This is a genomic window from Bradyrhizobium sp. BR 10261, assembly GCF_019455395.1.
Classification (GTDB): domain Bacteria; phylum Pseudomonadota; class Alphaproteobacteria; order Rhizobiales; family Xanthobacteraceae; genus Bradyrhizobium; species Bradyrhizobium manausense.
On record NZ_JACOFQ010000011.1, the window covers coordinates 110,966 to 123,731 of the forward strand.

Annotated in this window: 11 protein-coding genes; 5 read left to right on the forward strand and 6 right to left on the reverse strand. The window is 61.2% G+C overall.

Going from position 1 to position 12,766, the window contains the following annotated elements:
* The first annotated feature begins 114 nt into the window (after positions 1-114).
* Positions 115-1,596, forward strand: coding sequence for a serine hydrolase (locus HYH07_RS15170; RefSeq protein WP_220003215.1), 1,482 nt, complete (start codon positions 115-117; stop codon positions 1,594-1,596).
* A 166-nt stretch (positions 1,597-1,762) separates the two neighbouring features.
* Here the strand turns inward: HYH07_RS15170 and HYH07_RS15175 are convergent, their stop codons facing one another.
* Complete coding sequence (locus HYH07_RS15175) at positions 1,763-2,752, reverse strand: ABC transporter substrate-binding protein (RefSeq protein WP_220003216.1); 990 nt, start codon at positions 2,750-2,752, stop codon at positions 1,763-1,765.
* Positions 2,753-3,032: 280 nt separating this feature from the next.
* Between HYH07_RS15175 and HYH07_RS15180 the strand changes: the two genes are divergently transcribed.
* A complete protein-coding gene (locus HYH07_RS15180) occupies positions 3,033-4,277 on the forward strand; it encodes an adenylate/guanylate cyclase domain-containing protein (RefSeq protein WP_409363896.1) in 1,245 nt (414 codons plus the stop codon).
* 266 nt (positions 4,278-4,543) lie between these two features.
* On the opposite strand, the gene HYH07_RS15185 is transcribed toward HYH07_RS15180, so the two are convergent.
* Positions 4,544-4,705 carry a hypothetical protein gene (locus HYH07_RS15185; protein WP_220003218.1) on the reverse strand — a complete coding sequence of 54 codons (162 nt, stop codon included), beginning with the start codon at positions 4,703-4,705 and terminating at the stop codon, positions 4,544-4,546.
* Between the two features lie 864 nt (positions 4,706-5,569).
* Here HYH07_RS15185 and HYH07_RS15190 point away from each other — a divergent pair.
* The 3 genes from HYH07_RS15190 (at position 5,570) to HYH07_RS15200 (ending at position 8,179) form a co-directional block, all read left to right on the forward strand.
* On the forward strand, positions 5,570-6,130 hold the full coding sequence (locus HYH07_RS15190) for an NADPH-dependent FMN reductase (RefSeq protein WP_220003219.1): 561 nt from the start codon (positions 5,570-5,572) through the stop codon (positions 6,128-6,130).
* Between the two features lie 71 nt (positions 6,131-6,201).
* Positions 6,202-7,452: a M20 family metallopeptidase gene (locus HYH07_RS15195; RefSeq protein ID WP_220003220.1), complete on the forward strand. Its 1,251-nt coding sequence runs from the start codon at positions 6,202-6,204 to the stop codon at positions 7,450-7,452.
* Positions 7,453-7,513: 61 nt separating this feature from the next.
* Entirely contained in the window at positions 7,514-8,179 is a 666-nt protein-coding gene (locus tag HYH07_RS15200; RefSeq protein ID WP_220003221.1) for a trimeric intracellular cation channel family protein, read from the forward strand.
* 304 nt (positions 8,180-8,483) lie between these two features.
* Here the strand turns inward: HYH07_RS15200 and HYH07_RS15205 are convergent, their stop codons facing one another.
* The 4 genes from HYH07_RS15205 to HYH07_RS15220 all read right to left on the reverse strand — a co-directional run bounded on the left by HYH07_RS15205 (position 8,484) and on the right by HYH07_RS15220 (position 12,740).
* Positions 8,484-9,659: a Gfo/Idh/MocA family protein gene (locus HYH07_RS15205; protein WP_220003222.1), complete on the reverse strand. Its 1,176-nt coding sequence runs from the start codon at positions 9,657-9,659 to the stop codon at positions 8,484-8,486.
* Positions 9,660-9,673: 14 nt separating this feature from the next.
* The gene (locus HYH07_RS15210) at positions 9,674-10,729 is read right to left on the reverse strand and encodes a sugar phosphate isomerase/epimerase (RefSeq protein WP_220003223.1); all 1,056 of its coding nucleotides are present in this window, start codon (positions 10,727-10,729) and stop codon (positions 9,674-9,676) included.
* Between the two features lie 75 nt (positions 10,730-10,804).
* Positions 10,805-11,974 (reverse strand): Gfo/Idh/MocA family protein, encoded by a 1,170-nt coding sequence (locus HYH07_RS15215; protein ID WP_228749558.1) that lies wholly within the window; start codon positions 11,972-11,974, stop codon positions 10,805-10,807.
* Between the two features lie 4 nt (positions 11,975-11,978).
* Positions 11,979-12,740 carry a sugar phosphate isomerase/epimerase gene (locus HYH07_RS15220; RefSeq protein ID WP_220003224.1) on the reverse strand — a complete coding sequence of 254 codons (762 nt, stop codon included), beginning with the start codon at positions 12,738-12,740 and terminating at the stop codon, positions 11,979-11,981.
* Positions 12,741-12,766 lie beyond the last annotated feature (26 nt).

The following is a 12,766-nucleotide window of genomic DNA, read 5'->3' on the forward strand; positions in this document are numbered from 1 at the left end:
ATGAAGCGAAGGTTGCCGATGCGCTCCACGACCTCGCTGATCGGCCAACTGCAGAATCTTCTCGTTTACGTGGTCGGGCTAAGCTAAGGTCGATTGCTATAATGGAAGCAACCGATGATTGTGCCGCGACTACGCCTGTTGGCCGCATTGCTATGCGTCGCCGGACTATGCTTTCAACCAGAAGAGATCGTGGCTCAGACGATGCCCTCGCCAGAAATCCAACGTCGTATCAATGATGTCGCCACGTGCCTCAAGACGAAGGTCGTGGAGAAGGACGATCCTCATGCGTGTCAAGCGCTCCACGACCGCATGGCCGCTTATCGAGTGCCGGGCGTCAGCATTGCCGTGATCCATAATGGCGCCATCGAATGGGCGCAGGGATTTGGCGTCGCACAAGTCGGAGGCGGCCCCGTCACGGCCGATACCCTGTTCCAGGCCGGCAGCATCAGCAAGCCCGTCGCGGCGATGGCTGCGCTTCATCTCGTCGAGCAAGGCAAGCTGGCGCTCGACTCGGACGTCAATCAGGCACTGACCTCGTGGAGGATTCCCGCAAGCGCGGCTGCGCCAGGAGCCGTGGTTACGCTACGTGAGTTGCTCAGTCACACCGCCGGGCTCACTGTGCACGGGTTTCCCGGCTACGCGGCAGGTGCTCCGATTCCCACGCTCGTCCAAGTCCTGGATGGAGAGAAGCCAGCCAACACCGCCCCCGTTCGCCTGGAGGCTGCTCCGGGAAGCCGTTGGAAATACTCCGGCGGCGGCTACACGGTGATGCAGCAATTGCTGCTCGACGTCTCGCATCAACCGTTCCCCAAGCTCATGCACGACACTGTGCTGGCGCCGATCGGCATGGTCCGCAGCACCTACGAACAACCGCTGCCAATGGAGCTGCGCTCCGGCGCGGCAACGCCCTATAAAGCTAACGGCACCCCCGTAGAGGGCGGCTTCCACATCTATCCGGAAATGGCGGCTGCCGGACTTTGGACGACGCCGACCGACCTTGCGCGATACGCAATCGAGATCCAGCGTTCGCTGCGCGGGGACTCGAATCGCGTGCTTTCGGCTAGGATGACCAAGCAGATGCTCGTCGCCGGTCTAGGCAACCATGGTCTGGGTTTACCGATCGGCGGCTCGCCGGAGAATCCCTTCTTCTCGCACGGTGGCATCGACGAGGGTTTTGAAGCAGTGCTCGCCGCCTATGAGCAGAGTGGCAATGGAGCGGTCATCATGACCAACGCGCAAGGCGGTCAGCTATTGGCCAGCGAGATCCTGCGCAGCATCGCCTCGGTCTATGGCTGGCCGGATTTTCATCCGATCGTCCGGACGAGCGTCAAGGTCGATCCAGCCATCCTCTCGACCTACACCGGCATCTACGAGCTCACGCTCACATTCTCGCTCACCATCACTCTGGAGGATGGACAGCTGATGTCGCAGGCGCCCCATCAGCGAAAAATCCCGCTCTTTCCTGAGTCTCAGAGCAGGTTCTTCACGAAGGTCGTGGACGCCCAGTTGGAGTTCTTCGCAACTGATGCCGCGCAAATCTCTCACCTGGTTCTTCACCAGAACGGCCAGGACATGCGGGGCGAGAAAAAGCAATAGCGGAGGTTTCAGCTTAGACTCGGTGGGGAGGCACCACGGATGGCGTCCGCTCTGAGCCATTCGCGTCGATTGGCCATGACCGCGACCACATCCGGTCTACCCCGAAGAGCCGACGCCAGCCCGAGGGTTAAGGTTCGACGCTAAGGGCCAATAGGCGACTTGCCTATTATTCTATTACCTCGTCGGCGCGGCCCAGTAGCGATGCGGGGACCGTAATGCCGAAAGTCTTAGCGGTGTTTAAGTTGATCACCATTTTAGTCTTGGATAGTTGCTGCACCGGAATGTCTGCAACCTTCTCGCCTTTGATTACGCGCGCAACAAAGTAACCAACCAGCTCCCAGCTTTCATCTTGATCTGCCCCGTAACTGACAAGCACTCCTTCGCGAGCAGCGCCCTGCCATATGTGAATCACCGGCAAGCGGTAACGTGTAGCCAGTGCGGCCAAGGGTCTAACGAGCACATAAAAACGTGCGTTCGAACCAACGACCATAGCGCCCACACCTTCCCGAATGCTGGTCTCGAACGCCGCTTCCAACTCGTCTGCGTTTGAGGCGCTCACGACTAAAAGGTCTAGGTGGAACAAACTCGCGGCTTCTTGGGCCGCCTTAGCTTCCGCCTGACTGAGATCCACATCCTGACGATTTGTAAGGAAAGCGATTTTCCTGAGAGAAGGAACCAATTCTTGCAAAACTTCCACGCGCTTACCAGTAGTCAATGAAGCAAGGTTGAAAACGCCGGTGAGATTGCCGCCTGGTCTGTTTATGCTGGCGACAAACCCTTTTCCGACTGGATCAAGCCCTGTCAGAAAAATGATCGGAATGGTCTGTGTTGCTGATCTGGCGGCCTCAAGCTGAGCCGTCGATGGTGCTACGATGACGGTGACCTTTTGGTCCACCAATTCTCGATACAGACCCGGAAGACGGTTAAACTGGCCCTCCGCCTCTCGGAATTCGAACCGGAAGTTCTTTCCTTCGACAAATCCGTTGGCCGCCAATGTTTTGCGAATAGCGGCCAAAAGCTGTTGAGTACCCGTGAGTGCCACCCTCGAACCATCGACATAGCCGATCACCGCCATGGCCTGATGCTGCGCCCGCGCCACTAGCGGCCATGAGGTCGCCGCGCTACCGACCAGTTTGATAAACTGTCGTCGTTTCATGCGTCGTCCTCCTCGTCACATCAATAATGCTATGCGTTTCGTATGATGGCTCCAAGTCTCAATGTCCGAGATGGGTCAAAATCGGCGGTCCAGAGCGCCGCAATCCGTTTCCGGTATACATGTGACAGCCGACGCCTGGACGAGCATCCCACTGGGCAGCGGTGGGCCAACAGCTCTCCGCGAACCAAATTTTTCTGTTGTGCTCCGCAGCCGACTCCACCCACTTGACCGCGCCAGAAGATCGGCAAATGCTGGAGCATTGTAGCACCAGCACAAGCAATTGCGACTTATTCCAAATATTCGGTTCGGAACTGAACGCTATCCCGAAAGGGTGGCACGGCGGTTGCGCGCCTTCAATCTCGCGGCCTGGCTTGCTGCAGTGATTCCCGGGACAATGACGCTCGTGCGACTGCTAAGTGGCAAATGGCAGGTCGCTGCGGTCGATGCCCTTGTAGCATTGGCGTACGCATCGACTCCCTTGCTACACCGCTTTAGCCCACTTGCAGCGCCGCTAGTGTTCGGGGGAGTTTCGTTTGCGGTGATCTTCTGGGTTACGTCGCTGGTCGGCACCGGTGGTGGCGAACGTTTCGGCTATCTCACGATAGCCGCGCTATCCATCCTGATCCTCGGCACCGAACGTTACGTGCTATCCATCGCTCTCGCGGTCGCGTCCGTCGCGATGATCATCATCTCCGAAGTTGTGTTGCCTCGTGACACAGGATTCGAGTCACGCACCCTAATGTTCATGACCAGCTTCTCCGGCAGCGTCATCTTCACTGCCGGAGTTCTGTATACCATTATCTTCTATGCGGTGCGCCAAATGGAGCGCGCTGAAGAGACCGCCGAATACGAGCGAAGCCGCTCGGAAACCCTTTTGCTCAACATTTTGCCTCACAGCGTGGCCGAACGACTGAAGAGCAATGCCGGCGCGGAGATCGCCGACGCCTATCCGGAAGTCTCTGTCCTGTTCGCCGATATGGCCGGCTTTACCGCGCGCGCCAGCGATACGAAGCCGGAAGACCTCGTTCGTTTCCTCAACGCGGTCTATACAAATATCGACAATCTCGTGCAGCGCCACGGTCTTGAGAAGATCAAAACGACGGGCGACGCATACATGGTGGTGAGCGGCGCGCCGAAGCCGCTTCCCAATCACGCTGAAGCGCTGGCCGATCTTGCAATCGATATCCGCGACGTGCTGATGGGGCTGATCGATCCCAAAGGGAGGGCGGTACCTGTGCGCATTGGCATCGCATCTGGGCCCGCCGTGGCCGGCGTAGTGGGGACGCACAAGTTCTTCTACGACGTATGGGGTGATACGGTGAATATTGCCTCACGAATGGAATCCACGGGAGAGGCGGGAAAGATTCAGATTGCGCCGACAACGCGCGACCTGCTGGCCGATCGCTTTGACTTAGAGGAACGCGGTACAATCGAAGTTCGAGGCAAAGGACCGATGCGGACCTGGTTTCTGATTGGGAGAAAACGATCAGAGAGCAGTCCTTCGGCGCGGAACATTGATCGATAGCGGTCAGCCGTGGGTCAGAATGCGAAGAACTCAGGTCGAGCAAATCTGGTCCGCTCTGCCTCGATGAGCGCGCCGCCGTCAGACCCGCCGCAACTTCGCTGAAGGGCCAACAGCCTACGTCTCGAAGTGAAAGAGGTTGCCAATTGAAACGGTCAAAAAAGCTCCCCGCCCACCGTCAAACGCATGGACGGGGAGGTCCCAAGCACGAGGGGGCGGCCCGGCGCACGTTCACGCTAAAGAAGCCAGATGAGGGTGATGTGACGCACCTAATTGATCTCGTCCAATGGAAGCCGTAATGCGGCCGCGCGCTCCTCGCGATCCTTCTTGCGAAATTCGCTCTCTTGCCGCTCAAACCGCGCCATCTCACGGCTCGCGGCTTCCAATAAACGGCTGCGTCGATCTTCCTGCAATTGCGTGATTTCCGTCATGTCGCACTCCCATACTGGCGACGATGCCACAACAGACAAGGCCGGCACCCACGAGAAGCTCTGTGCCCTAACATTACGGATTTATGACGGCTGCACTCAAGAATACTTTTCCTGCCGCATGTGTGCCGCTTCACATCTTTTACGTAAAACGACGCTAGCCTCCAACTGAACGTGCTTTTACGACGTCAGTATTTTTCAGCAGTTGCAGCTCTTGGGGCTTATAATGAGTCGTCGTGGGCGGATTTGCGACCGTATGGTCATCTTGAACCAACGGGTCTGGCTTCTCAACTCTCAACTTGCAGAACTTCGGAATCTCCGCGCCCGGGTACTGGAGACTGTCGAGAGAAGCAGCCGCAAACGATCGAAAGTCCGAGGTGTTTGGGCCAAGCGGCGCAGGCGAACGCTCTAACAAAGTTCTCGTAGCTGTAGTGTCCGGTTAGGGTCATTCGTGTCGATTTGGCCGCGCTTTTGGGATGACCGGTCTAACCCCGGCTGCCGACGTACGGGACAGCGGAGCCGACCTTCGCCTTCGGGACAATTCCGGACTCGTGAAACGATAGGATTTATCAATGACCCCGTGGGCGGCGAGCACGGTGTTGTGTTGGAACAGCGCGAACCTCTGCAGGTTCGGGATGCAAGATGGGCTCACCAGCAAAGAAGTCGCTCAAAAAGGTCACGAGGGCTGGCATGTTCGGCCGGGCGTAGTCGGAAGCACCAGGACGGTTCTGTCCGTTGAGGGGGTGACTTGCACTCCTACCGGACGAGCGCAGATGACGATTTTCTGCTGAAGAATTAGGATGCGGCGCCGCTTGCGTTTTGATGAATTGGCGCGTCTGCGATCAATGATGCCGAAGGAGGCATACCATGACCGAAACACGCGACGTCGCGGTGCTCGTTGGCAGTCTCCGGAAACAGTCTATTAATCGCAAACTGGCGAATGCGCTAGGCCAGCTCGCCCCCGCGTCATTGAAGCTCAGTGAAATCGAAATAGGCCACCTCCCGATCTACAACCAAGATAGTGACGAGGCGCCGCCTGCTGTATGGACTTCTTTTCGTGAGCGCATCAAGGCTGCAGATGCCGTTCTCTTCGTCACGCCCGAGCACAACCGGTCAGTGCCGGCCGCACTGAAGAACGCGCTCGATATCGGATCGCGTCCGTACGGCAGGAGCGCTTGGAACGGCAAGCCTGGAGCAGTCGTCAGCGCTTCGCCGGGAGCCATCGGCGGATTCGGTGCTAACCACCATTTGAGGCAGTCTCTGGTGTTTCTTAACGTGCCAGCGATGCCGCAGCCGGAAGCCTATCTCGGCGGAGCCGACAAGCTCTTCGACGCTGATGGCAAGCTCGTCAACGAGGGGACGCGCAAGTTCCTGCAGCAGTTCATGGATGCATTTGAATCGTGGATCGTAGCCAACACCAAGCGGTAACGGAAAAGCGACCATGGACTATCCCAGACCGCCGTAAGTTAGCTCGGCGAAATCTCACAAGGATCGGAACCATGAGCGAGACCAAGGCTCTGCAAACCCTCGACGGAATGCTTCCCGATCTGGAAGCTGTCTACAAGGATGTACACTCGCATCCGGAGCTCTCCATGCAGGAAACTCGCACGGCGGGATTGGCGGCGGACCGGCTTCGCGCCGCCGGCTACGAAGTGACCACCGGTATAGGTAAGACCGGTGTCGTTGGACTTCTTCGAAACGGCCAGGGATCCACGGTCATGCTGCGCGCCGACATGGACGCGCTGCCGATCCAGGAAGCGACTGGCCTTGCGTATGCGAGCAAGGCAACGGCGACGGACAAGGACGGCAATACGGTGCCAGTGTCGCACATGTGCGGCCACGACATGCATGTCACATGGCTTGCGGGCGCCACCAAGCTTATGGCGGAAGCCAAGGCCTCTTGGCGGGGCACGCTCATGGCGGTCTTCCAACCCGCGGAGGAAACGGGCGAAGGCGCGCAGGCCATGATTGACGACGGTCTGTTCAAGCGCTTTTCAAAACCTGACGTGATCCTGGGCCAGCATGTCATGGTTGGCCCTTCCGGCACGGTCGCCGGCCGCGCCGGCGCGATCACGTCAGCGGCGGACAGCTTGCAGATACGCCTGTTCGGACGAGGCGCCCACGGCTCGATGCCGCAGGCCAGCATTGATCCCGTCGTGATGGCCGCTTCGACCGTGCTACGGCTGCAGACCATCGTCTCGCGCGAGCTGGCTGCCGCTGACGCCGCGGTGCTGACAGTGGGCGTCCTGCAGGCAGGCACCAAGGAAAACGTCATCCCGGACGAAGCCATCATCAAGCTGAACGTACGGACCTTCGATGCCGGCGTGCGCTCACGGGTACTGGCTGCGATCGAGCGAATCGCCAATGCCGAGGCAGCAGCTTCTGGTGCGCCGCGGCCGCCGGAAATCACGACCATCGATCGCTACCCTCTGAACGTGAACAACCAGGAAGCCACCAGCCGGGTGGTGGACGCATTCCGGGGTCACTTTGGCGCCCACCGTGTCCGGGCGACGGGACCAGCCCCTGCCAGCGAGGACTTCGGATCGTTCGGTTCAGAATGGCATGTGCCCTCGGTCTTCTGGTTCGTCGGCGGCACCGATCCGGAAATTTACGCGAAGGCCAAGCATGCGAATAGAATCAACGAACTTCCGGTGAACCATAGTCCCAAATTCGCACCCGTTCTTCACCCGACGCTGCGGACCGGCGTCGAAGCGCTGGTCGTTGCCGCCCGCGCCTGGCTTACGGCATAGTGAACGCTAAGCGCCGGACCGCCCTCGCTCGCTCGAGGGTTAAGGCAAGGAAAGCCGAGTGATGGACAAGCTGCCTGTCGTACTCGACCTGACCGGGACTTTCGTCTTCGCACTCAGCGGGGCATTGGCGGGGACCAAGCGCGGTCTAGACCTCTTCGGCGTCATGGTCTTGTCTTTCGCAGCAGGAAACTCGGGGGGTATCACCCGCGACCTCCTGATAGGCGCGGTGCCTCCGGGAGCCGTCGGCGACTGGCGTTATCTGGGCGTCTCGCTCCTCGCAGGGCTCGTCACCTTCTACTTCTCGCCCGTCATCGTCCGGATGTCGAACGCGGTGCTTTATCTCGACGCAGCGGGACTTGCCCTTTTTGCCGTCGCAGGCTCGTCAAAGGCGCTATCGTTCGGGCTCAATCCTGTGATGGCCACCGTCCTTGGAATGGTTACCGGGATCGGCGGCGGCATGGTGCGCGACGTGCTGCTCGCCGAGATACCGACCGTCCTGCGCGCCGACCTATACGCGGTCGCTGCGCTGGCGGCAGCTGCCATCGTGGTGATCGGCCACATGCTGCAGCTACCGGTGGCTGCGGTGACGACAGTCGCGCTGATTTCATGCTTCCTGCTTCGGGTCATGGCGATCAGACGTGGTTGGCGGCTTCCGGTGGCGAAAGGGGCCAAACGACAAGACCTCGGGATCCAGAAGGAAGACTCGAAAGCTGCCGGGCGTCGCTAGGCGGCTGAAGTCGCCGAGCGAGGCCCATGGCACGCTCCGCAGCCAAGCGAACGTATGCTGATAGTTGATCGGCCTTTGTCATTTCTGATCAATCCGAACGCCGCGCAACCCGCCGCAAAGCTGTGCCTTAGGCGTTAGGATGTGTCATCGACTATTGGTCCCTTCGGGTCAAAATGCGAAGAACTCAACGGGCACAAATCCGGTCCGCCTTGCCGTACCGAGCGGACCTCAACGAAGAGCTCGGCAACGTCGCTGACGGCCAACAGCAGACTCAATTGTCAGCAACCCTCGCGGGCGGAGCTTATCAACCGACGCGGACCCAGGCGCCATTGGCCGCGGATGATTTCACCGCGGCGTCGATGAACTTGATGCCGGCAAGCCCATCATGCACCGTCGGATAGATCACCGCCGGATCGGGTTTGACGCCTGATGCGGCGGCGCGAATTGCGCGCGCGGCTTCGGCATAGATGGTCGCAAATCCTTCGAGATAGCCTTCGGGGTGACCTGAGGGGATGCGGGTGACGCGGGCCGCGTCCGGCAGCGCGCCGGCGCCGGCGCGGGTCAGCAGCTGCTTCGGCTGGCCGTAGGGCGTGAACCAGAGATAGTTCGGATCGGACTGAGCCCATTCGAGGCCGCCCTTGGTGCCGTGGACGCGCAGCTTCAAGCCGTTCTCATTGCCGACCGCGACCTGGCTCGCCCAAAGCATGCCCTTGGCACCACCCTTCCACCTCAGAAGGATCTGGACGTCGTCGTCGAGCAGCCGGCCCGGTACGAAGGTCGAGAGCTGGGCGAGCAATTCGTCGAGCTGGAGCCCACTGACGAAGCATGCGAGATGATAGGCATGAGTGCCGATGTCGCCGATGCAGCCGCCGGCGCCCGAGCGGGCCGGATCGGTGCGCCACGCCGCCTGCTTCTGGCCCGTGGCCTCAAGCCGCTCCGTCAACCAGTCCTGGAGATATTCGGCCTGGACCAACCTGATCTCGCCGAGATCGCCTGATGCCACCATGGCGCGGGCCTGACGGATCATGGGATAGCCGGCATAATTATGCGTGACGACGAAGACCTTGCCGGTCTTTTGCACCAGCGCCGCCAGCTCCTCGGCTTCCGTGACGGTCGTGGTCAGCGGCTTGTCGCAGATCACGTGGATGCCGGCTGCGAGGAAGGCCTTTGCCACCGGGCCATGCATGTGATTGGGGGTGACGATCGAGACCGCCTCGATGCCGTCAGGCCGGGCGGCTTCCGCTCTGGCCATCTCCTCAAAGCTGCCATAGGCGCGGTCCACGGCGATCCCGAGCTCCTTTGCCGAAGCTTTGGCGCGACCAGGCTCGGATGAAAGTGCACCGGCCACGAGCTCGAACTGGTCATCGATCCGGACAGCAATGCGATGCACCGCACCGATGAAAGCGCCCTGCCCGCCGCCGACCATGCCGAGCCGGATACGGCGGTGCCCCCCGGTCTCGTTGCCTGCCTCGATTGCCATCTGTCGCCTCGCTTTCAGGAGATGCCGAGCACCTTGCGGACCATCGCGACGTCGGTGCCGGCGCCGGCGAAATCGTCGAAGGCTGTTTCGGTGACGCGGATGATATGGTTTTTGATGAACTCGGCGCCTTCGCGCGCGCCGTCCTCGGGATGCTTCAGCGCGCATTCCCATTCGAGCACCGCCCAACTGCCGTAATCATACTGCGTCAGCTTCGAGAACACCGCACCGAAATCGATCTGCCCGTCACCGGGCGAGCGGAAGCGGCCGGCCCGGTTCACCCAGCCCTGGAAGCCGCCATAGACGCCCTGCCGCCCGGTCGGGTTGAACTCGGCGTCCTTGACGTGAAAGGCCTTGATGCGGTCGTGGTAGATATCGATGTAGTCGAGATAGTCGAGCTGCTGCAGCACGAAGTGCGAGGGATCGTAGAGCAGGTTGGCGCGGCGATGGTTGTTCACCCTTTCGAGGAACATCTCATAGGAGACGCCGTCGTGCAGATCTTCGCCGGGGTGAATCTCGTAGGCGATATCGACGCCATGCGCGTCGGCATGGTCGAGGATCGGTCGCCATCGCCTGGCGAGCTCGTCGAAGGCCTCCTCGACGAGGCCGGGCGGGCGTTGCGGCCACGGATAGATATAGGGCCAGGCGAGCGCGCCCGAGAAAGTCGCGTGCGCGTTAAGCCCGAGGCGCTTCGAGGCGCGAATCGCTGACTTGACCTGGTCGACGGCCCATTCGGTGCGCGCTTTCGGATCGCCGCGCACTTCAGGCACGGCAAAGCCGTCGAACACGGCGTCGTAGGCCGGATGAACAGCAACAAGCTGGCCCTGGAGATGGGTCGAAAGCTCGGTGATCGCGAGGCCGTGACGGGCGGCGATACCCTTCACCTCGTCGGCGTAATCCTGCGAGTCCGCCGCCTTCTTCAGATCGAACAACCGGCCATCCCAGCTCGGGATCTGGACACCGATATAGCCGAGCGAGGCGACCCATTTGCAGATCGAATCGAAGGAATTGAACGGCGCTGTGTCGGATGCGAACTGGGCGAGGAAAATTGCCGGTCCCTTGATCATCTTCATCGCATGATTCCTTCTTGTTTGTTTCGCGTGGCGGCCTGAGCAACGATAGGGCGAGGCCGCCACCCCTGTCGGGCCTCAGAACGTCTCCGCCGCCCACAGCGCCAGGGCGTCGGTCTCGGACATGGCGGCGGGCCGATCGACGCGCGAATGTATGGCGATCTCGCCGCCCTCGACACCCGCCTTCAGGGTGGCGTGCATCACCTCGAGCGCATGGCTTGCCAGCGCGCCGGAGGCGCGATGCGGCGTGCCATGCAACACCGCGCTTGCGAGGTCAGCGACACCGAGGCAGCGGTAATTGGCCTGGCTCGGCATGTGATCGGGCCAGTTCGGCGAGCGCCAATTCGGCTTGCCGAACGCGCGGTCATCGGCTGCGAGCGAAATCCAGTCGCTGCCCTTCTCGGTATATTGCACCACGCCTCCGAAGAAGTTCGGATCCGGCACGCGCAGCGATCCCTCGGTGCCGTACAGCTCGATCGGTGCATGTCCGTGCTTCCACACGTCCCAGCTCATCGTGAAGACGATGTCGGCGCCTGTCTCGAAGTGAAGAAGAGCCATCACCGTCGTCGGAGTCTCCACCGTAATCGACTTGCCGTTCATCGGTCCCTTCGAGGAGACGAGCCGCGTGGCAAAGCCGGAACTCGCGCGCCCCTGCACATGCGTCACCGATCCCAACAGATTGATCAGGGCCGCCAGGTAATAAGGCCCCATGTCGAGGATGGGTCCACCGCCAGGCTTGAAAAAGAAGGTGGGGTCGGGGTGCCAGTGCTCCATGCCGTGCGACATCAGAAAGCAGGTGCCGTAGAGCACCTTGCCGATCCTGCCCGCATCGACGAGCTCGCGCGCGGTCCGGCCGCCGCCACCGAGGAACGTGTCGGGCGCGCAGCCGAGCTTGAGCCCGCGCTGCGCAGCTTCGGCGACCAGCGCGGCTGCATCGGCGGCCTCGACCGTGATAGGCTTCTCGCCGAATACATGCTTGCCGGCGGTCAGCGCGGCGTGGCTGACCGCGAAATGCGCGTTGGGTGTGGTGAGATTGACGACGATCTGGATGTCGGGACGCGCCAGCAGCGCCCCGATCGTCAAGGCCTCGATGCCGAACAGCCCGGCCTGGTCGCGCGCGACCTCGGGGCGCAGGTCGGCGCAGGCGACCAGCCTGAGATCGCGGAAGTTCGGCATGTTCCGCAGGTAAATCGTCGAAATGTTGCCGCATCCGATGACGCCGACGCCGAGCTTGCTCATGTCACTCATTCCATCAGTTCCAAGCGGCCACGGTCTCGCGCGCCCGGCGCGCGAAGCGGGCGACGTCGTTCGGCTTGTCATGTTCGGCGACGAACAGCGACACGTTCGCTTCCTTCATCGCGGCCAGCAATGCCGCCCAGTCCATGGTGCCGTGGCCGGGATCGGCCCAGCCGTCCTCGTCCAGGCATTGTCCTGAAGGTGCCAGGTCCTTGATGTGGCAGGCGACCAGGCGCCTGGCGTGCTTCCTGATTTCGGCGACGGGATCGCCGTTGCCGCGCACGATCCAGGCGAGATCCGCTTCCCAGACCAGCTCGGGTGCTTCCTCGAACAGGCATTCGAGATAGGTCAGCCCACTCGCGGTGCGGCCATATTCCCAATGGTGGTTGTGCCAGCCGAAGCGCAGCCCCTCGCCTGTCACCGCCTTGCCGATCGCGGCAAGCTCGCGCCCGATGCCGCGCCACTCCGTCTCGCCGCCCTCACGTTCGCCAGGCGGCGGTGCCGGGGCAAAGATCGTTTCGATCCCCAATCCCTTGCAGAGCTTCGCGGTGCCAACAGCGTCGCTGCGCAGCCGGTCGAGCCCGACATGCGCGCTCGGCGCTGTCATGTCGTACTGGTGAAGCAGCCGCTTCAACGTATCGGGGTCGTTGAACAGCGCGCCCCAGGGCTCGACCATCCTGTAGCCGAGGCCGGCAAGCAGTTTGAACTGCGCCTCGAGCGGCTCGATCGAACGGGCGGAATAGAGCTGGAAGGACAGGTGGTTGATCGGCGTGGTCATGCTGGAGTCTCGTGCGAGGTGGGTTG